General features: G+C 61.7%; 21 protein-coding genes, 3 tRNA genes and 1 pseudogene. 6 read left to right on the top strand and 19 right to left on the bottom strand.

Annotated elements, in window-relative coordinates; translation table 11 throughout:
* Positions 1 to 13 precede the first annotated feature (13 nt).
* From LGH83_RS02320 to LGH83_RS02305, 4 genes are all read right to left on the bottom strand, one after another.
* Positions 14 to 1,096, bottom strand: coding sequence for a DNA polymerase III subunit delta' (locus tag LGH83_RS02320; RefSeq protein ID WP_227400457.1), 1,083 nt, complete (start codon positions 1,094 to 1,096; stop codon positions 14 to 16).
* The gene (gene tmk / locus LGH83_RS02315; protein ID WP_227400456.1) at positions 1,096 to 1,785 is read right to left on the bottom strand and encodes a dTMP kinase; all 690 of its coding nucleotides are present in this window, start codon (positions 1,783 to 1,785) and stop codon (positions 1,096 to 1,098) included. Before tmk ends, LGH83_RS02320 begins: the two co-directional genes overlap by 1 nt.
* The gene (locus LGH83_RS02310) at positions 1,769 to 2,992 is read right to left on the bottom strand and encodes a D-alanyl-D-alanine carboxypeptidase family protein (RefSeq protein WP_413771091.1); all 1,224 of its coding nucleotides are present in this window, start codon (positions 2,990 to 2,992) and stop codon (positions 1,769 to 1,771) included. The genes tmk and LGH83_RS02310 overlap by 17 nt, the downstream gene beginning before the upstream one ends.
* Before the next feature lie 77 nt (positions 2,993 to 3,069).
* Complete coding sequence (locus LGH83_RS02305; protein ID WP_413771090.1) at positions 3,070 to 3,966, bottom strand: septal ring lytic transglycosylase RlpA family protein; 897 nt, start codon at positions 3,964 to 3,966, stop codon at positions 3,070 to 3,072.
* Positions 3,967 to 4,415: 449 nt separating this feature from the next.
* Between LGH83_RS02305 and LGH83_RS02300 the strand changes: the two genes are divergently transcribed.
* The 3 genes from LGH83_RS02300 (at position 4,416) to LGH83_RS02290 (ending at position 5,954) form a co-directional block, all read left to right on the top strand.
* Positions 4,416 to 4,586 (top strand): hypothetical protein, encoded by a 171-nt coding sequence (locus tag LGH83_RS02300; protein ID WP_227400455.1) that lies wholly within the window; start codon positions 4,416 to 4,418, stop codon positions 4,584 to 4,586.
* A 186-nt stretch (positions 4,587 to 4,772) separates the two neighbouring features.
* A tRNA-Ser gene (locus LGH83_RS02295) sits at positions 4,773 to 4,862 on the top strand.
* Between the two features lie 669 nt (positions 4,863 to 5,531).
* Entirely contained in the window at positions 5,532 to 5,954 is a 423-nt protein-coding gene (locus LGH83_RS02290; RefSeq protein WP_227400454.1) for a cupin domain-containing protein, read from the top strand.
* A gap of 64 nt (positions 5,955 to 6,018) precedes the next feature.
* Here LGH83_RS02290 and LGH83_RS02285 read toward each other — a convergent pair.
* Positions 6,019 to 6,288 (bottom strand): annotated as a pseudogene (locus LGH83_RS02285) (TSUP family transporter); the annotation flags it as partial.
* A gap of 150 nt (positions 6,289 to 6,438) precedes the next feature.
* On the opposite strand from LGH83_RS02285, the gene LGH83_RS02280 reads away from it, so the two are divergent.
* Positions 6,439 to 7,017: a hypothetical protein gene (locus LGH83_RS02280; protein WP_227400453.1), complete on the top strand. Its 579-nt coding sequence runs from the start codon at positions 6,439 to 6,441 to the stop codon at positions 7,015 to 7,017.
* A 13-nt stretch (positions 7,018 to 7,030) separates the two neighbouring features.
* Here the strand turns inward: LGH83_RS02280 and LGH83_RS02275 are convergent, their stop codons facing one another.
* From LGH83_RS02275 to LGH83_RS02245, 7 genes are all read right to left on the bottom strand, one after another.
* Entirely contained in the window at positions 7,031 to 7,915 is an 885-nt protein-coding gene (locus LGH83_RS02275; RefSeq protein WP_227400452.1) for a Ku protein, read from the bottom strand.
* Positions 7,916 to 8,030: 115 nt separating this feature from the next.
* On the bottom strand, positions 8,031 to 8,264 hold the full coding sequence (locus tag LGH83_RS02270; protein WP_227400451.1) for a DUF5961 family protein: 234 nt from the start codon (positions 8,262 to 8,264) through the stop codon (positions 8,031 to 8,033).
* A 50-nt stretch (positions 8,265 to 8,314) separates the two neighbouring features.
* Positions 8,315 to 8,563, bottom strand: coding sequence for a hypothetical protein (locus tag LGH83_RS02265; protein ID WP_227400450.1), 249 nt, complete (start codon positions 8,561 to 8,563; stop codon positions 8,315 to 8,317).
* Between the two features lie 44 nt (positions 8,564 to 8,607).
* The gene (locus tag LGH83_RS02260) at positions 8,608 to 9,018 is read right to left on the bottom strand and encodes a lipid-A-disaccharide synthase N-terminal domain-containing protein (protein ID WP_413771089.1); all 411 of its coding nucleotides are present in this window, start codon (positions 9,016 to 9,018) and stop codon (positions 8,608 to 8,610) included.
* Positions 9,011 to 9,757 carry a glycosyltransferase family 2 protein gene (locus LGH83_RS02255; protein WP_227400449.1) on the bottom strand — a complete coding sequence of 249 codons (747 nt, stop codon included), beginning with the start codon at positions 9,755 to 9,757 and terminating at the stop codon, positions 9,011 to 9,013. Before LGH83_RS02255 ends, LGH83_RS02260 begins: the two co-directional genes overlap by 8 nt.
* Complete coding sequence (locus LGH83_RS02250; RefSeq protein ID WP_227400448.1) at positions 9,754 to 10,536, bottom strand: phosphatase PAP2 family protein; 783 nt, start codon at positions 10,534 to 10,536, stop codon at positions 9,754 to 9,756. The genes LGH83_RS02255 and LGH83_RS02250 overlap by 4 nt, the downstream gene beginning before the upstream one ends.
* Entirely contained in the window at positions 10,533 to 12,242 is a 1,710-nt protein-coding gene (locus LGH83_RS02245; protein WP_227400447.1) for an ArnT family glycosyltransferase, read from the bottom strand. Before LGH83_RS02245 ends, LGH83_RS02250 begins: the two co-directional genes overlap by 4 nt.
* Positions 12,243 to 12,473: 231 nt before the next feature.
* Here LGH83_RS02245 and LGH83_RS02240 point away from each other — a divergent pair, with 231 nt between their 5' ends.
* Positions 12,474 to 12,713, top strand: coding sequence for a hypothetical protein (locus tag LGH83_RS02240; RefSeq protein ID WP_227400446.1), 240 nt, complete (start codon positions 12,474 to 12,476; stop codon positions 12,711 to 12,713).
* A gap of 353 nt (positions 12,714 to 13,066) precedes the next feature.
* On the opposite strand, the gene LGH83_RS02235 is transcribed toward LGH83_RS02240, so the two are convergent.
* Both LGH83_RS02235 and LGH83_RS19915 read right to left on the bottom strand, forming a co-directional pair.
* Positions 13,067 to 13,309 (bottom strand): hypothetical protein, encoded by a 243-nt coding sequence (locus LGH83_RS02235; RefSeq protein WP_131116320.1) that lies wholly within the window; start codon positions 13,307 to 13,309, stop codon positions 13,067 to 13,069.
* A gap of 143 nt (positions 13,310 to 13,452) precedes the next feature.
* Complete coding sequence (locus LGH83_RS19915) at positions 13,453 to 13,752, bottom strand: hypothetical protein (protein ID WP_264479129.1); 300 nt, start codon at positions 13,750 to 13,752, stop codon at positions 13,453 to 13,455.
* Positions 13,753 to 14,650: 898 nt separating this feature from the next.
* On the opposite strand from LGH83_RS19915, the gene LGH83_RS02225 reads away from it, so the two are divergent.
* A complete protein-coding gene (locus LGH83_RS02225; protein WP_227400445.1) occupies positions 14,651 to 15,070 on the top strand; it encodes a MerR family transcriptional regulator in 420 nt (139 codons plus the stop codon).
* 294 nt (positions 15,071 to 15,364) lie between these two features.
* Here LGH83_RS02225 and LGH83_RS02220 read toward each other — a convergent pair whose 3' ends face one another.
* The 5 genes from LGH83_RS02220 to LGH83_RS02200 all read right to left on the bottom strand — a co-directional run bounded on the left by LGH83_RS02220 (position 15,365) and on the right by LGH83_RS02200 (position 17,635).
* Positions 15,365 to 16,003, bottom strand: coding sequence for an acyltransferase (locus LGH83_RS02220; protein ID WP_227400444.1), 639 nt, complete (start codon positions 16,001 to 16,003; stop codon positions 15,365 to 15,367).
* Between the two features lie 375 nt (positions 16,004 to 16,378).
* Positions 16,379 to 16,455 (bottom strand) — tRNA-Arg (locus LGH83_RS02215).
* Positions 16,456 to 16,482: 27 nt separating this feature from the next.
* The gene (locus LGH83_RS02210; RefSeq protein ID WP_131116304.1) at positions 16,483 to 16,791 is read right to left on the bottom strand and encodes an ETC complex I subunit; all 309 of its coding nucleotides are present in this window, start codon (positions 16,789 to 16,791) and stop codon (positions 16,483 to 16,485) included.
* Between the two features lie 108 nt (positions 16,792 to 16,899).
* Positions 16,900 to 16,976: transfer RNA gene (locus LGH83_RS02205), tRNA-Pro, on the bottom strand.
* 215 nt (positions 16,977 to 17,191) lie between these two features.
* A complete protein-coding gene (locus LGH83_RS02200; protein WP_227401697.1) occupies positions 17,192 to 17,635 on the bottom strand; it encodes a DUF192 domain-containing protein in 444 nt (147 codons plus the stop codon).
* Between the last annotated feature and the right edge of the window lie 16 nt (positions 17,636 to 17,651).

Raw genomic sequence — 17,651 nt, 5'->3', positions numbered from 1 at the left:
GTTCAACCGTTTTTCAGGATAGCCCAGCCATCCGGGTCGCTTGCGCGAGATCGGCGAAGATGGATAGGAGCAAAGGTCTCTTATCCAAATTCAAGGCCTCAGCCTCCCGCGCCGCAGCACGGACTTTCTCCCATACCTCCGCCAGCGGCGCAAGGCGGCGCGCCGGTGTCGCCGCCAGCGCATGGGTTCGAACGCGGGTGTCGAGCCAATCCAGCACCGTCTCGAGCATGATGCCGCTCGGCTCTGCGGCCTCGGCGGCCGCGAGTCGGTCGGCAAGCCGGTGTAGCGCGCGCCAATCCACGTCGGGCAGACGATCGAGTTCCTGGCGCAGGTCGCGATCGAGCCCCAGGCGCGCCCCGCCGAGCATCCGGATCGTCTGGCTGACCGAACCGTGGTTTCGACCGATGACGGCATCGAGATCGGCCGCAGGTGCGTCTCCCACCTGCCCCGTCGCGACGACGGCACCGTGAACATCGTCGGGCGACAATCCGGTCAGAATCATCTTGCGGCAGCGCGACAGGATGGTCGGCATCACCTGGGTCGGTTGATGCGCCACGATGAGGAACAACGACCGCGCCGGCGGCTCCTCGATAACCTTGAGCAGCGCATTGGCGCTCGACCGGTTGAGATCGTCGGCGCTGTCGATAATGCAGATCCGAAATCCGCCCGCGGCCGAGGCGCGTTGAAACAATTGCAGCGCCTCCCGCACGTCGTCGACGCGGATCTCGCTGAAGATCTTTTTGGTCTTCTCGTTCCATTCGCGGCGCAGCACCGCGACGTCGGCGAAGCCACCGCTCTGCAGCCGCGCCCAAACCGGATGGGAGCGCGGAACCGACAGATCGGTCGCGGCCTGCACCGCCGCACCATCCGGGTCTGGATTGGCGAGAAGGAAACGGGTGAAGCGCCAGGCCAGGGTCGCTTTGCCGATGCCGCGCGGGCCACCAATCAGCCACGCATGCGACAGACGGCGGGTTCGATAGGCATCGAGCAGCCCCTGCTCCGCCTCGGCATGGCCGAACAACCGCTCGGTGTCGCGCGGGTGCGGCAGTCCCTCGATGGCATCGCTTTCCGCATGATCGCTGCTGGATGGCCGCATCAGGGCTCGCGCTCCACGGTTCGGCGGTTGAGCAGGCGGCTGGTGACGGCTTGCCAGATCGCCTCGGCCACGGCGTCGGGCGGACGCGTCGCATCGATCACCACGCAGCGGCCGTGATCCTCCGTCGCGATATTAAGGAACGCCCGCCGAAGCCCATCGTGAAAGGCAAGATCCTGCTGCTCAAACCGGTCGGCGACCGCGCCATTGCCGCGTCGGGCTGCGGCCCGAGCAAGGCCGATCTCACTCGGCAGATCGAGCATCAACGTGAGGTTGGGCCGATAACGTCCCACGACGACGCGTTCCAGCGCAGCGATGAGACGCGGATCGAGTTGCCCAAGCGCGCCCTGATAGGCTCTCGTCGAGTCGATGAAACGGTCGCAGACCACGCTGATGCCCCGCGCGAGCGCAGGCGCGATCTTGCGATCGAGATGATCGATGCGGGCCGCCGAAAAGGCGATCGCCTCGGCGGCAGGCCCCAAGGGTGCAATGGCGCCCGACAGCAGCGCCGTCCGGTAGGCTTCGGCCAGCGGCGTGCCGCCCGGCTCGCGCGTCGCGATCGCCTCGAGACCGCTCGCAGCCAGGCGCTCGACGAGCAGCCGCGATTGTGTCGACTTACCAGCCCCCTCGCCTCCCTCGAGCGTGATGAAGAAACCGGGGCTCGATCCATTGAGGTCAGCGCTTGAAGACATTGGTCCGGATGAAGGTTGCGACGACTTCCATGCCGGCGTCGAGAGCCCGGTTCGGCAAGGAGCCGACCGCGACGCTGTGCGCCGTTCGCAACGGAACGTCCAGCACCTGAGCACCACCCCGGTACAATGCGAGATGCGCCACCTGAGCGCCCTTGGCGATGGGCGCGACCAGCGGCCCCTCGTAGAGCACCTTGCCGGTCAATGGCTCCGCAGCGCCGCGCGGCGCCAGCAGTTTCACGGCTCCATCGGCGACGAGATCCACGCTGTGGCTTTCGCCCCCATAGACCTGTGCCGTGCCGATGACGTCATCGTCTGCGAACACGGTCTTATTGTCGAACGAGCGAAACCCCCAAGACAGCAGCTTCAACGATTCGTTGGCGCGGTCCCGGGCCGTCTTGAGGCCGTTGACCACGAGGACGAGACGCTCGCCATTCTGCACGGCTGAGCCGACCAGCCCGTATCCGCTCTCCTTGATGTCGCCCGTCTTGAGACCGTCGGCCCCGATATTCATGGTCAGCAACGGGTTGCGGTTGAGCTGATGCACCTTGTTCCAGGTGAAATCACGTTCGCCGAAATATTTGTAGAAAGCCGGGTAGGCCGTGATGACGTGGATCGCGAGCCGCGCCATCTCACGGGGCGTCACCTTCTGGTCCGGATCGCCCCTGCCCCAAGGGTTGGTGAACGTCGACTTCTCCATGCCGAGTTCACGCGCCCGCGCCGTCATCCGCGCCGCAAAGGCATCCTCGGAGCCGGCAATGCCTTCGGCCAGAGCGATGGCCGCGTCATTGCCGGAATCAATCACAAGTCCGCGCAACAGATCCTCGACTCGGATGCGGCTGTTGACGGCCGCGAACATGGCCGAACCGCCCGACGGTGCGCCGCCGTTTCTCCAGGCATTTTCCGACACGACGAACGGGTCATCGAGCTTCAAGCGATGCTCGGTCAGTTCGTGGAAGACGATTTCGGCCGTCATGATCTTTGCGGTGGAGGCAGGAGCCACCAGCGTATCGGCGCTTTTTTCGAAGAGCACAGCGCCACTATCGGCATCCACCAGGATCGCATAGGGCGCGATCGTCTGAAACGATTCAGCAGCCGGAGCCGCATCGGCTGCAGCAGTCCAGACAAGCGACATCACGACAGCCGCCATACATTTTGCGGATCGCGACCGAAACTTTGCCACCGTCGTTCGTCCCCGCCACAGCCGCATGTCGGTCATCCTCAAGGGAGCGGATCGCAGACTATCCTTGCCACAGACAGAGCAATGACGTGGCGCTGACCATGAGATCAGTTGTCGGCCGACCTCGAGCGTGACGCATTGGCGGCCACATGGGGCCGCGTCGACACTTTGGCGGATGGATGCGATCCGGGGCGGGTCGGTGGCACCAGCAGGTCGCCGATCGAGAACGGTCGCGAGGGCGGCGTCGGCGCTTTGCTTAAGCGACCCCGCGGTTGCGAGGCCCGAAGATCCGGCTCCTCCGGAGTCGAATCATCGCGCGTTGTGAGAGCGGCCACACGGGTCGGCTGCGCCGGCGCGCTCGGAGGCTCGGCGGGCGGTTGCGATGAATCCGCCAAACGCGTCGGGCTGGCGAAGCCACCGAGTTCAGCCGGACCGCCATCGGTTCTGAGCGTCGCCGCGAGTTTCTGGTCATCCGCGCCGCCGAGCGACGCCTTACCGATATACTCAACCCGGATACGCGCCGTGCCAGCGCGCCGAAAATCGAGCGATTCGGCGACGCGCTGAGACACGTCCATGACGCGGCCGCCGTGGTAGGGCCCGCGATCATTGACGCGCACGATCATCGATCGATTGTTGTTCAGGTTCGTGACTCGCACATAGCTCGGCAGCGGCAAGGTCGGATGCGCGGCCGAGATGGAGCCCTTGTCGAACACCTCGCCGTTGGCGGTTCGACGTCCATGAAATGCGTCGCCATACCAGGACGCCATGCCGACCACCGAATAGCCGGAGGGCCGTTCGCTGGGGTAGTAGGAGCGGCCGCCGATCACATAGGGACGACCAACAAGGTAGGAGCCACCACCACGCGGCACCGCTTCACCATCGGCAATCACACGGGGACTTGCGTAGACGCCAAGCTTGGGATCGTAACCCGATCCGCCAAGGGCAATCTGTTTTCCCGGCTGGGTCGCGCACCCCGCCAGCATCAACATCGAACCGAACGACAAGCCAATGACCTTGATCGACGCTCCGGCGCAACCGAAGTTGGAGCTTCGCCAAGGGAAAGCAGCGGCCTTCATTCCGAACCACGCATGACGCAGGACCCATTGTTTACGCCGGTCGACGGTCCACAAGGCGCCTGAGCCTCGCGGTAGGACGACAGAGCGCGATGTCGCGCCGACACATCCTTCGATCCGAACGTTGTTATCACGCCAGTTAGGTTACGGAACATTGAAGCTGCTCGTCCTCCCCTGCCCTGGCCTCGAAACGCTTCGACTTCAACTACGCCATTTCGTGTCTCGTGGCGAGATGCGGCTGAATTGCGGCATATCTGCGGCTGACGAGAGGTCGAGAACGCATGTCGCTTCTGAAACACACGCGATCCGACGCCGTTCCGCTTGGCGGACCGTAGCTTCTGCACGAGGCGGGAGACGACACCGTGGATGACCTGAAGAAGATGATCGAAGCCGCGCGCCAAGCACAGTCGAAGCAGAAGCAGACTGCGGAGCCCGCCCCAATTTTTACCTCGAGCGAAGAGCTTCGCTCGATCGACAAAGCGCGCTTACGGTCGGCTGAAGAACGTCTTCAAAGCGCGCGCCGCGCATCGGACAAACCAAAAATCGATTGATGGTCAGCAAATGGTGCAAGGCCTCGCCCGCGATCCGCGAGAGAGCTGCCGTATCGCCGTTGACGACGCACCCTGCGCCCCCTTAAAGACGTGTGGCGTCGGATCATCGTTGATCGGATGCCGTCGGCTTACCGCCGTGATGTCCGCCTTCGAGATGAGGTGAGAGTCCATCGCCGCGGCGGGCTTGGAAGGGTGGCCGAGTGGTTTAAGGCAGCGGTCTTGAAAACCGCCGTGGGTGCAAGCCCACCGTGGGTTCGAATCCCACCCCTTCCGCCAGATCCTTTTGCTGATGCTCACAAAATCCGAGCGAAGCAATGTCTCACCCCACCAAACATCCCATCACTAAAAAATCTATCCGGCTGTCTCGAACGATCGAGATGCCTGTCCTGCGTTCGGACTCTCATGGGGCAAGCCCGGGTGCGGGGGCGTCGGCCTGAGCGCGTGCATGCGAAAGCCCCTGCCCCGTCCGACCGTCGAGGAGCACGAGCACGCGCGTATCGCCGCTACTGCCCAGCGCTCCGCCTTCTCCGATCCCTCCACGATGAGTGAGTGCATCGTGGCGCACGTCAATCTCGTTCGGCCTCGTCGAGGCGAGTGGTGGGAAGCTGGAAAAACCGTCCTGGACTTTGGCGGGTCAACGGCCAGCGGGGCGTGTAGGCGGCTGGCGCAAGAAGCTAGACCCCCCCGCCAATCGGCGCGAGATTGCCGAAAGCGTCATCGCCGGGTTGCAAATCAGGCGATGACATGGCTCGGTTTTACAATGTCAGCCAGCCCACAGTGTCGCGCATAATCGCCCAGTACCGCGGCGATGTATCTTTTGCTCCGGGGATGAGCTGAGGACTGTATGATGGCTTACTTTTCCTGAATTCGCCTGGACCAAAGCCAGGTTCACCAAAAACGGCTCAAGCCGTTCGACGGCAGGGCTATCTTGGGGAAGGTCCATAAATGACTGAGACAATCCAGATCGGCCCGATCGTCCTGCGCTTCCTGCGTAGCAAACACGACACCGCCGGCAGCCTCGACATGTTCGAAATGGACGTGGCGTGGGAGGGGCGGATGCCCGTGCCACACTCTCACCGCAACTGGGACGAGACTGTTTACGGATTGCGCGGCACCTTGATGTTCCACGTTGACGGCAAGCCGATGACGCTCGATCCCGGCGATACGCTCTTCATCCCGCGCGGAACAGTGCATGGCTTCGAGAACCGCAGTGGCACGCTGGCGACCTGCCTCTGCATGCTGACACCGGGCGTGCTCGGCCCGGAATATTTCCGCGAATTCGGCGCCGTCGTGGCCGCAGGCAAGCCTGACCCGGAGGTGTTGCGCGAGATTATGCTGCGGCACGGACTGGTGCCCGTCTTGCCGTAACCATGGCTGATCGTCGCGAAAGGTCGGCGCGCGCGACCCCGGCGCATCAGACCGAGACGCCCGGTCAATTGCGCACGATCACGTCAGCCGCGACCACGAGAACCAGAAGGCCGAAGATGCGGCCGAGGACGGTCGTGCGGGCCGACAGTCTCGTTGCCAGCCACGTCCCGAACAGCCCGCCGATGATGCCCCCGGCCATGAATTCAGCCGCAAGCAACCCATCGATCGGGCCTGAGCTGGCGTAGTTGAGCGCGGTCGCCAGCCCGAAGCAGCCGACGGCCAACAGCGTCGCCCCGATGGCATTGATGATCGGCATGCCGGGCACGATGAGAAAATGTATATTATTGGAACGCAAGGCTGATCTGTCTGTTCGTCGTCGCTTGATGCGTCTGAGGTCCGATGTTTTAGCGCCGCTCTTGATCAATGGGGTCGACGCCGACGAGCGCTCTTGGGTAACGTCGCGCGACCGAGAAGAGGACGTCCCATGGCCAAGAGCCTCAAGGTCTACCAAGCGCAATTCGGCTTCTACGATTCGGTGGTAGCGGCAGCGAACCAGAAGGCCGCTCTGCGGGCCTGGGGAACGCATCAAAATCTGTTTGCCGAGGGGCAGGCCCATGTCGCGACCGATGAAGCAGCCATCGCGGCCGCTTTGTCCCAACCGGACGTGCCGCTCAAACGCGCGGTGGGGTCGACCGATCCCTTCGGCTTAAAGCCGGGCCTGCCGCAGATACCGGATTTGCCGCCGTCGCGCGAAAAGAAGGCGGCCAGACGACAAGCGGCACCCGCCACAGCAGCGGCGCAAGTCGTTCGGGCAAGCCCAAAACCCGCTCCGAAACCGCAGCCACCACCGCCGGACCGGAGACGGCTCGATGCGGCCGAGGCGGCCATGCGGACCCTGGAGGATGAGCGCCACCGGCAGACGCAGGCGTTCGAGCAGCGGCGGACGGAGCTCGCGCGGGATGTCGCAGAGGCGCAGTCGCGTTGGGACGCCCGAAAAAGAGCCGCGCAAAAGGACTTTGATGCCGCCGACGGGGCCTATCGCAAAGCGGGCGGCACTGATTAACGTGCCGGCGTTGTCACGTCGCCTTGCGGCGGCGCGGCGCCGCTTTGTGATCCGCGTCCTTCGTCTTGGCTTTTGTGCCCGTCTCTCCGCCTGCCTTGGCGGCTTTGCCGCTCGAACCAGCACCGTCTTTCCGGGCGATACTGGCCTTCAAGGCGGCCATCAGATCGATCACGTTGGTCTCGGATGGGGGCGGAGCCGCCACGGCCTTGTGGCCCTTCTGCTTGTCGGCGATCAAGGCTTTGAGAGCTTCCTCGTATCGATCCTTGAATTGGCTGGGATCGAATGGTCCTTCCTTTTGCTCGATGATCTTTTCGGCGATTGCGATCATCGAGGCATCCGGATCATCGTCGCTGATGGCGCCGAACAGATCTTTGGCGCTTCTCACCTCGTCTGCGGTCCGCAGCGAATAGGCGAGAATACCCTGATCGCGCGGCTCGAGCGCCATGATCCGTTCGCGAGTCGAAAGCACGACACGCCCAAGGGCGATCTGTCCGGAGCGCCGCATCGCCTCACGGATGACGCCGAAAGCCTCCTGCGCCAACTTGCCGTCAGGCGCGAGAAAATAGGGGTGGTCCCAATAAATCCGGTCGATCTCATCGGCCGGCACGAACCGTTCGATGTCGATGGTCTTCGTGCTTTCCAGCTTGACCGACTTGATCTCCTCGTCGGTCACGAGAATATACTCGCCCTTTTCGACCTCAAAACCTTTGACCAAGCTCGACCGCTCGACCGGCCCGGTGTCCGGGTCGGTGGTGATCATCTTGATGCGGTTTTTCGTCTTGGGATTGAGCAGATGGAAATGCACGTCGCCCGCAGCGTTGGTGGCCGTGTAAAGCGCCACCGGGCACGTCACCAGGGACAATCTCAGGTGGCCTTGCCATGTCGGACGTAATGCCATTGTCGGCTCTTTTCCAAGGTACGAAGAGCGACGACCCGGATCGTTTGTCCGGAGAGCCGCACCGCCGACGTTGTCGGTCGCGCCGAATCAACGACGCGACGCATCATTGGTTCGGTCAGCCAACGGGAGTTGCTTCCCCCGTGTCGAGGTGAACGACGAAGCTGTGTTCATGGCCGCTGTGAACGTCATGCACCACGATGTTGACCTCGAGCGTCTGCTCGGCCGACAGGCTCAGATGCTCGACATAAGCGATGGCTGCGGCCTCGAAGCTCGCCTCGCTCACAAGGCGGCCATGATGGGGATCCTCATGGCGCGCCCGAACCCTGAAGTCGCGTGTAGCGTCTGACATGGTTTGACCTTCGCGACGTAAACGCGTGTTGGGGTAAGAGACTCGACATTTTAGAACGTCGGCGTCCCCGCCGGGGTCGGCGACGGCACGGGAAACAGACCCGGCACACTGGACGGTTCGGACCAACCTGGAGGATCGATGACATCGGCCCCAGGATCCGGAACGCCGCCCGGCGCTGGTTCGTCGTTGCCAGGTTGCGGCGGGTAGGCCGGCACCGAACCCGGGACGGTCGGGTCTGCGGGATTGTTCGGATCGTTGACGGGTTGCGGCTTGTAATCGGGCGGAAGGTCGGTCGGCATTTTGGATCCTCGACGACTGGACCAGCGCGGCCCATGGTGCGACGTCAACCGTCCGATGCGGTGATCGGTTTCGTCGGTGTCAGGGCCGCGGATGCGGTTCCGTCCGGCTCAGCTTCGGTGGTCGATGCCGCCTGCCGTTTGCCACGGCGCGCGTTGCGGGCGATCAGGATGAGGTTGCGGGTATAAATGAAGACCGCGAGCACCTGTCCGAGGATGATGATCGCGTCGTGCCGAACGAAGCCGTAGATCAGCGTCATCACGCCGCCCAAAAGCGACAGGACCCAGAAGGCCACCGGGATGACGCTCCGGCCCTCGCGCTCGCTTTCGATCCATTGCACGAGGAAGCGGCCGGTGAAGACCAGTTGCGCCACCAAGCCGAACGCAAACCAGATATCGAACTTGTCGACGAACACCTCGTGGAGATAGGTCTCGACCGACAGGGAGAGGCTATACAACACGAGCGTCGCCTTCGCTAACCACCGGCCGGGTCTTGTGCCGGCTGATGAGCCAGCGGACGCCGAGCAGATCGCCGATGCCGACCCAGAGCCGATCGAAAAACCCGTAATTCGACACGCCGCTGAGGCGCGGCCGATCCACGACGTCGACCGTCGCAATCGAATATCCCTCCCGCCGCACCAACGCCGGCAGAAAACGATGCAGCCCGTCGAAGAAAGGCAAATCGAGATAGACCGCCCTCGGAAAGCATTTCAGGCCGCAATTGGTGTCTCGCGTTCCGTCCTGCAGGATCGCGTCGCGGATCGCATTTGCGGCACGCGATTGCCATTTTTTAAAGCCGGTATCCTGACGGCGCAGCCGCTGGGCCGCCACGAGACCGCAACCGGGCCCCGCTTGGGCCAGGGTCGCAACAAGGTTTGGAATGGCGACGGGATCGTTCTGGCCGTCGCCATCGATGGTGACGATCACGGGCGCGCGGGCGGCCCGAACGGCTGTGCGAACAGCTGCCGACTTCCCGCAGGACTCGGTATGGCGGAAGCTGCGAAGCCAGGGACGCTGGGCCGTCATCCGCGCGAGTTCGGACGCGGTCTGGTCCCGCGAGCCGTCGTCGACATAAATGACCTCAAAGGGTCCCCAGGCCGCCATGGCGACCTCGATCTCGCGGATCAGAGGCTCGATGTTGCCGCCTTCGTTGCGGACCGGAACCACGATCGAGACATGCGGCACAGGAGCGGTCATGGGGCGAAGCCGCTTGCGGCGAAAGCGCCGCTGAAAAGCCCCGGCTGCTTCAGCCGAATGGTTGAACCGACACGATCAAACGCAAGGTGCCAGCCTGCGAACAGACGGGTCACGACAGTGGCCGAAACGATGCCCAGAGCGGCTCCGGCGACGACATCACTGACGTAATGCGCCTCGACCGCCACGCGGGACACCGCAACAAGCGTGGCGAGCAACAGAAGCGCGATCCGCCAGCGCGGCGCGAGCGCGCCGAGCGCAATCGCGACCGAGAAAACGGTAGCGGCATGACCGGAGGGAAAACTCGCGAGGCTCGCCTTCATCGAGAGGATATCGAAATGATAGGCGCCGAAGGCCTCCATCAACGTCGGTCTGGCCCGACCGACCAGATGCTTGATGACCTGCGCCAGAATGCCCGACACAGCCAAGGTGGCGAACACGTAGGCGCCGCGCTCGGCCAGCACCGTCAAGGCCTCATCCCAACGTTGATCGGCAGAGAAGTGGCGCACCAGCAAAGGGCCGATCGCCACGAGAGCGGCCAGCGCGAACATGTAGCCCGATAGACCGAGATCGCTCAGATAGCTCGCGGCGCGAATATCGCCCGACGGCAAATCCGCCATCACGGTCGCGACGCGGACGTCCACCACGGATGACAGCAACACGGTCGCTAAGGCGAGCATCACCACGGCGGCGAACCGGATCGCCACGAGCGACGGCGCCGCAGCGTCGGTTTTGGTCACGCCCGCGATCACGGCGCGATCGGGTCTTATCTGCTGCATCATGGCGAACCGTCCTGCCGCACATAGACACCGATGTCGAGCTTTTTGCCTCCGTTGATGTTGAGACCCGCAACCCGGGATGCCAACGAGACCTCGGGCGCTGTGCCAAGCGCGCCGAGGAAGGCGGCTTCACCCGGCTGGTCAACGAAGGCGACACGGCACGGACCCGCCTTCATGAAAGCGGCGGCCCCGGCACCGTCGGTCATCAGCAGACGGGTATCGGTCAAAAAGACGAGGCTGGGTTCCCGATCGCCGACGGTCGCGTAAAGCGGCGCTCCACAGCCGGGACGAGCCGCGATGGCGGCCCGTCCGGCATCGGCAAGGCGCGGCGATAGCCCGATCAGATCCGCATGCGTCTGGTTCATGAACCAGCCGAGGATGAAGCCGTTGACGATCAGTGCCGCAACGACGGAGCAGAGGATGGCGGATCGTATGTCGCCCCGACGCACGCGCTGGATCGCCAGGATCGAAACCGCGACGGCCGCGACAAAGGCCAGAGCCGCGACCGCGATCGTCGCTGGGTCGATGGTCGACGCGACCCTGCCATTCGCAGCCACCAGCGCGACCGGAAGCGCGATCGGGAGCAGCAGCGCCGCAAGACCGAAGACCGCAAGCCGGACACGCCCGATCCGGTCCACTTGGCGCAGCCACGTCGCTCCCATGGCCGATAAGATCGACAAGGCAGGGTACATCGGCATGACGTAATGCGGCAGTTTGGTCGGAACGGTTTCGAACAGGATCCAAGCCGGAACCACCCAGGCGAGCAGAAAGAAGACGCCATCGCTCCACCGCTGCTTCCAGACGATGGGCGCAGCCAGCAGGAGAAAGGGTGCCATGGGCCATCCGGTCACCCACAGCGCCACGAGATAAGTGCCGAGCGGCGCCCCATGCGATTCCTGGCCGCTCCCGACCTTCGCAAGCATGTCGTGACCGACAGCCTCGCTGAAGAAGGCGCCCCCAGACGCCTTCACGATGAGCACGAACCACGGCAAAACGATCAGCAGGCACCAGACCAGCCCAACCCACGGCCGCAGATTGGCCAACCATCGCGCCGAGCGGTGGCGCAGGCTCAGCAGAACCACGGCGAAGATGACGACCATCGGCGTGATCGGTCCCTTGATGAGAATGCCGATCCCGATCGCGGTCCAGAACACCGTGCAGAGCCACAGCTCGAGCGGTCGATTCTCGGTTCGGCGCATCCAGGCGCGCGCCAAGGCGCCCATCGCGGCCACGACGGTCGCGAGCAGCACCGCATCGGTCTTGGCCAAATGGGCTTCGACCACCAGTATGACGCAAGGAGCCATCAGCAGACCGGCCAGCACCGCCGTTCGCCGCTGCGTGAGCGCGAGCGCGGTCCAATAGGTCAGCAGAACCGCCGTCAAGGCCCCAAGCAGCGACGGGATCCGGTAGACCCAGATGCTGGTTCGTGCATCGGCGACGCCGAGACGTTCGGCGACCGAGACCGCCCCGGCCTGCATCCAGTAGATGCCGACGGGCTTTTTGTTGCGCGCTTCGTCTTGGAAGCGGATCGCCACGTAGTCGCCGGATTCGAGCATCTGCTTGGAGGCTTGAGCAAAGCGGGGCTCGTCGCGGTCCAGCGGGAACAGGCCGGCGAAACCAGGGAGATAGGCCGTGAGCCCGACCAGGATGAGGAGAGCGCAGGCGAGCGCGTGATGACGAGAAACGCGGTCGAGTAGTCCATCAAACACGAGATTGCCGATCCAAGAGCGGCGCCCCTCCTCAGCCCAGGATGCAGCCGATCCCAAACCGGACGGCGCCCGATTGCGAGTGCAACCCCGTCGCACGGGACGGGACTGCTTCACGCGCGGGAGAAGCATCATCAGGGCCGCAGGGTCAAGTCATCCATGCCGGCTGCGCCGCGATGCATCTAAATCGCCAACGCAAGACTTGTCCGACAGACGAGCCAGAAGGAAGACAGCATGTCGTTGCCGAACACCAATGATCCGGTCCTGCCCCCCGTCATGCCCCCTGAGGTACCGACAAACCCCTCCGAAAACGGTCCGGTCGAGCCGATTGGCATCCCGTCGCCGCCGGCAAATCCCATTGATGATCCGTCGAGCCCGGAACCGATCGGCATCCCGGATGACGCGCCGAACGATGTGCCGGACCCGAGCCCCTCAGATGATCCGTCCGGCCCTCCCGGTACGATCGCGTTCTGAGACGGCGATCGAGCGGCGAGATCGTCCTTGCCGGTTAGCGACGGACCTTCGGCAACTCGGCGTCGATGTCGGCATCGCTGATATCGTCGGTGTCCGATCGTTCGGACCGAAAGTCGGGGTCTTCGTCGAGATCGAATGTTGCGCGCCATCCCGCACTCCACTCACGTCGATCCTCGGTCCCCGGGCAATGCGGGTTGGCAGATGCAGGCTGCCCAGCAGCACGAGCATCGGCCCCCTCTTCAAAAGTTCGGCTGGCGCTTGATGCAGGTCTGGACATCGGAGGTCCTCGCGTATCGCATCGTAACCCTACACGTGATTGGCTTGCTTTTCGAGTCGCGATCCGAGAACTGCGATCAAACGCCTTCGAGATAGACGAAGCCGCGATGTCGCATACAGGTGGTCAAAGCGCTCCGCTGATCCCGCATTGGAGCGGCCGCGCGTTCGCATTCGGTCAGAGCAGCGGCGACTTCGCCGGGGATCTGCGCTTGTGAATCCGCTCGGTGCCAATGGGCGCCGAGCGGCGGCTGCGAAGCCATACAGGCTCCGAGTGTCGTTGCGACCATGCAGCTCCACACGGCCTGTCGAATCAAACCCACATCGTCATCCTTGCTGCTGTCGGGACCGCCTCGATCAGCGGACCCGCTTAGAAGGCGGATCTCCGGAACGCAAGGCCGACACAGTTCGGATTGAAGGTCGCCGCCAAACGGCTACTCGACTAGGTCGCGCCGAGCCTTTAGCGCTAAAGCGGGGAAGACAGGTGACTGACGTCGGCACGGAACGCTCCGTGAGAGATCGTCACCCCCCGAATGGATGTGTAATGCCGCTGACGACGTTGAACGAACCAGGCGAAGTCGATGCTTTCGGCGTTCGCTTCAAAATGGAAGATCATGGCAAGGTGGTTCGATGCCACGTTTTCCGGGCCGCCATCGATCAGGGCGAAACCCGGGTTTCCCGCACCGACGATGATCGTTTGGCGCGCTTCCAACGCAGCAGAGCGTTGTTCGAGTTGCGCGCCAGCCATCTTTACGACGCTGGTCATCGGACGCCTTGGGTGGATGCTTGGCCGGAATCCTATGAGGAGGAGGATTGAGGAGCCTTCCGATGCAATCAGCATGATCAGCAACCATGCCTTGAAACGGCTTGGTTTTCGCGATTCTCTCGTGTCGGCTTCAACGATACGAGCAGAGACGTGACACGACCGTATTCAACCGTATTGATGATCGGCATGCTGCTGATCGCGACGACATGTTTGGCCAGCGCGCAAGCAGGCCTATCGGCCGGTGACCCAAGCGATTCGCTCCTGGTGCCGCCCAGTCTCCGCGCAGCCTCTGTTACGCAGGCGCCCCCTACGCCGTCGATCCGACAGGGCACCAATCCCCATCGCAAGAGCGCGACGCGGACCCGAGACCCTGCCTCCCCGCCCCAGCCTGCCGCCCTGCCCCATCCTGTCGCCGACCGCCATCCGGCAGGGCCCGAGCCCGGCAATCCGATCGCATTCGGCGTTCATGTTCAAGGCGCCAATGATCCACACGTGTATAGCCAGACGATGGAGTCCCGCGACCAGGGCTCTGGGGGCAGCGGAGCGACCGTCGGGATGAAATTCGGTTTTTAGCGCGAGCGCTACCTGTCAACGACTGTGTCGCCGCAATCCGGCAGAGGATGCGCGACCCGTCGGCGACAAACGCATTTCGACCATCATTCACGCTGCGCGTCGCCACCGTTCGCCAACGTACAGTGTCGCTCCAAATCTCGCTCAATAGCCTTAACAGACCTTGATACGACCGTGATCTAAGGGATAGCAGGCGCCGCAAAACGTTTAAATGTCAAATTGAAAACAAATTAATTAGACTTCCCAGCGGTCAGATGTAAGTAGACGTTTTCGATTGACCAAGCGTCCTTAACTTCAACCTTTTCGCACTCTTGCTTTGGCGATTCGTATGGACAATGCAATGCCGACTAACGGCATTAATCATGTACTGTCGCGTGAAGACAGACCTTTCGGAATAGACCAAGTCGCCAAGAACTTCGGCGTCACGCCACGGACGTTGCGGTTTTATGAGCAGCGCGGTCTTGTTAGCCCCGAGCGAATAAACCGCCGTCGAGTCTATAACGAATGCCATATCAGGCGCCTCGAATATGTCCTGGGACAGGTTGCGCTTGGCTTTACGCTGACCGAAATCAAAGCCCGGTTGGATGAGGCTCGGGGCGACCACTTGCCCAATCTCAGGACAGACGAAATCGAGACTCAACTTGCGCTTCTGAAATCGCAGAAAGAAAAGCTCTCTGAGTCGATCGACGCTCTTATGCGGTTGAGGCAGGTGTTGACTGCTCTTGATCGAGACATGACCCAAACCTAAACGGCTTGCTGGACGGCAGCACGCACACGTGCAGTCACATCGTCTCTTCTTTGCCGCTTGGGGATGAATGCAAGGCTCAGGTCGGTGGAATCACCCGAGCTAACCCCATCAATCTCCCACATGATCTGGACCAAACTTCGCCGACCCACAGGTGATAGGGTTGGCGCGAACTGCACGCTCAGGAAAGTTCCTCTCGGCAAGACATCGTAACAAGCGACTTTGACGGACTGCACGCGTAACATTGGCTCGCAGTGGAAGTCCAAGTCCATAATCAGCGTCGTAGCGTTGCTATGCTCAGATCGCCGCAGGTTCGTTGCCGCCTGCTAAGCGGTCACGAAGCACTTTTGCCGGGTTGCCACCAACAATCTGAAAGTCACCGACGTCTTTGGTGACAACAGCGCCTCCGGCGACAATTGAATGTGAACCAATCTTCACACCATCAACGATAACCGCGCTAGTTCCAATCCAAGCGCCGTCGCCAATTACGATACCAGCTGATGTATGTTTTTGCTGATATATTGGGATGTCAGTTCGTTCATGACCATGATTAAACCCGTAGATAGCAACTGCACCGGCAATTCTCACTCCACTTCCGATCTTGACGTTACCTGCAATATGCGAAAACGAGTTGATCGATGAATTTTTTCCGATTTCAACATTGCCTCTAATGATGACTCCTGCTGCAATCCAACTTTCATCGTCAATGTAGAAAGCATGAGTAAAAATATTTGCCTCTGTCGAGATAAAAACGTTTTCACCAATATGAGTTGCACCCGCTTTTTCTTTAAGTATACGATGAAATGTGGATTGTAAAAAAATATCGTCTTTGCTTTTAGCTAACCAAGGTTGAAATTGTACAGCTTTATAGCTGTATTCCAATTCCAGCCTCTCGGCTACCGCTCGCATCGCCGGTGATAACATGTCCAAATTCATAGCTTCCTCTCCTTACGTCATTTGCGGCTTGTACCAGAGGATCGTTGGGTTTGGCTTGGCTTTGATGCTAAAAACCAAGTGACCAATAGCGGTCTACTAGCTTGAGTTTAGCCGCTGATAAGGAGCACGGTGATGACAACCAAAAAGAGCAATCGGTCTTTAGGCCTGATCGATTGATCCACGAGGTGACCGAATGAATCGATCATGCGGAAGCAAAGATGGTGGAGTACGACCTCAGCCGGAACGTCAGACCTGCTGAACAGGCCATTGCCGCGCTTGAACGAACGGGGACTGGGACTTGGACTGGCGTTGTAAAACGCCCTTTAAAGTAGTCAATCCGTTCAGCCAGGAGTGGCGTTTTACGAAGTGAAGAACTGGCGACTCCGGCTGGATTCGAACCAGCGACCTGCCGCTTAGAAGGCGGCTGCTCTATCCAACTGAGCTACGGAGCCAAATCGATCCGCGCAACCTACCGAATGTCAGTGGGTCCACTGACCCATGCGGCTTGTTTTGAAATTATCCGAATAGGAGAGGCCGCGACGCTCCGGTGTCGGAGCTGGCTCTTCCACGCGGTAGGCGATGCCACGCTTTTCGGCAAATGCGATGGCTTCTTCTTTGGTCGCGAAGGTCAAACGAACCTGTGAGTTCATATCCGAGGAGCTCGTCCACCCCATCAGCGGTTCGATCTCGCGCGCCACAGCCGGTTCGTAATCGAGAACCCAAGCCTTCGTGCGTGCACGACCAGATTGGGTCGCGCCACGGCCCGGGCGAAAAATTCGTGCTGACATCCGCGCCTGAACCCCAATGGCGGCTCGCGTTGCGAGCCCGTGTCGAAACTATGCAAACGATCTCGGCTTGCGCCGCTCTCCCCTGCTGTGGCGTCCGGCAAGCCGGAATGGTCGGGGCAGCAGGATTCGAACCTACGACCTGAAGTACCCAAAACTTCCGCGCTACCAGGCTGCGCTATACCCCGACGACACTTGGCATCCGCATCCGCACAGGTGCGACACGCCGCCAAGACGACTGTTACGAACAAATCCCGTCACAGCGCTTGTCGAACACTGTCCTACAAACGCCGACGACACACTTGCCCGCTCCAGTCGCGCTATAGCATGTCGCTTGCAGGGTGCAAACGCTTCGATCATGGATGGGCTGCGAGCGATCCAAACAAGGTGCCGGCGTCCACCCTTATTTTGGAAACATCGCGTTTTCGACTTTGTCGCCGACCTTGACGCCGATCTTGGCAATGACGCCGGCATTCACCTCGAGGACGCCAAGCGTCACGCCCTTGGACGAAATGATTCGCTCCGACATCGGCTCGGCATTCTCGGTCGTGCTGACCACGCGACCCTGCTTGTCGATGAACACCATATCGAGCGGAATATAGGTGTTCTTCATCCACATCATCACAGGCTGCGGAATTTTGAAATCGAACAACATGCCGCGGTTCGGGGGCAGGTATCGGCGCTCCATCAGTCCACGCTCCCGCTCAGGATCAGTCCGCATCACCTCGACCTCGAATGGATGCGAGCCGCTGGCCGTCACGATCGAGAGTGGTTCGAGTGTCTTGTCCTGCGCGGCCGCGCTAACGGCCGATCCGGCCAAGAGAGACGCAACCGCAATCATCCGCATCGAGATCAAGACATGA

Origin of the sequence: Lichenihabitans sp. PAMC28606, from assembly GCF_020616535.1 — a bacterium.
GTDB lineage: Bacteria > Pseudomonadota > Alphaproteobacteria > Rhizobiales > Beijerinckiaceae > Lichenihabitans > Lichenihabitans psoromatis.
Note: the sequence above shows the minus strand (reverse complement) of the source record. Positions and strands in the feature narration are given on the sequence as shown.

What these genes read in the sequence shown, in the direction of transcription:
- tmk (WP_227400456.1), bottom strand. Translation starts at nt 1,785, where the DNA reads ATGTCTTCAAGCGCTGACCTCAATGGATCGAGCCCCGGTTTCTTCATC.
- LGH83_RS02250 (WP_227400448.1), bottom strand. Translation starts at nt 10,536, where the DNA reads ATGATGCAGCAGATAAGACCCGATCGCGCCGTGATCGCGGGCGTGACC.
- LGH83_RS02220 (WP_227400444.1), bottom strand. Translation starts at nt 16,003, where the DNA reads ATGAATTTGGACATGTTATCACCGGCGATGCGAGCGGTAGCCGAGAGG.
- LGH83_RS02310 (WP_413771091.1), bottom strand. Translation starts at nt 2,992, where the DNA reads ATGCGGCTGTGGCGGGGACGAACGACGGTGGCAAAGTTTCGGTCGCGA.
- LGH83_RS02240 (WP_227400446.1), top strand. Translation starts at nt 12,474, where the DNA reads ATGTCGTTGCCGAACACCAATGATCCGGTCCTGCCCCCCGTCATGCCC.
- LGH83_RS02270 (WP_227400451.1), bottom strand. Translation starts at nt 8,264, where the DNA reads ATGTCAGACGCTACACGCGACTTCAGGGTTCGGGCGCGCCATGAGGAT.
- LGH83_RS02225 (WP_227400445.1), top strand. Translation starts at nt 14,651, where the DNA reads ATGGACAATGCAATGCCGACTAACGGCATTAATCATGTACTGTCGCGT.
- LGH83_RS02290 (WP_227400454.1), top strand. Translation starts at nt 5,532, where the DNA reads ATGACTGAGACAATCCAGATCGGCCCGATCGTCCTGCGCTTCCTGCGT.
- LGH83_RS02275 (WP_227400452.1), bottom strand. Translation starts at nt 7,915, where the DNA reads ATGGCATTACGTCCGACATGGCAAGGCCACCTGAGATTGTCCCTGGTG.
- LGH83_RS02265 (WP_227400450.1), bottom strand. Translation starts at nt 8,563, where the DNA reads ATGCCGACCGACCTTCCGCCCGATTACAAGCCGCAACCCGTCAACGAT.
- LGH83_RS02210 (WP_131116304.1), bottom strand. Translation starts at nt 16,791, where the DNA reads ATGTCAGCACGAATTTTTCGCCCGGGCCGTGGCGCGACCCAATCTGGT.
- LGH83_RS02320 (WP_227400457.1), bottom strand. Translation starts at nt 1,096, where the DNA reads ATGCGGCCATCCAGCAGCGATCATGCGGAAAGCGATGCCATCGAGGGA.
- LGH83_RS19915 (WP_264479129.1), bottom strand. Translation starts at nt 13,752, where the DNA reads ATGACCAGCGTCGTAAAGATGGCTGGCGCGCAACTCGAACAACGCTCT.
- LGH83_RS02255 (WP_227400449.1), bottom strand. Translation starts at nt 9,757, where the DNA reads ATGACCGCTCCTGTGCCGCATGTCTCGATCGTGGTTCCGGTCCGCAAC.
- LGH83_RS02280 (WP_227400453.1), top strand. Translation starts at nt 6,439, where the DNA reads ATGGCCAAGAGCCTCAAGGTCTACCAAGCGCAATTCGGCTTCTACGAT.
- LGH83_RS02300 (WP_227400455.1), top strand. Translation starts at nt 4,416, where the DNA reads ATGATCGAAGCCGCGCGCCAAGCACAGTCGAAGCAGAAGCAGACTGCG.
- LGH83_RS02200 (WP_227401697.1), bottom strand. Translation starts at nt 17,635, where the DNA reads ATGCGGATGATTGCGGTTGCGTCTCTCTTGGCCGGATCGGCCGTTAGC.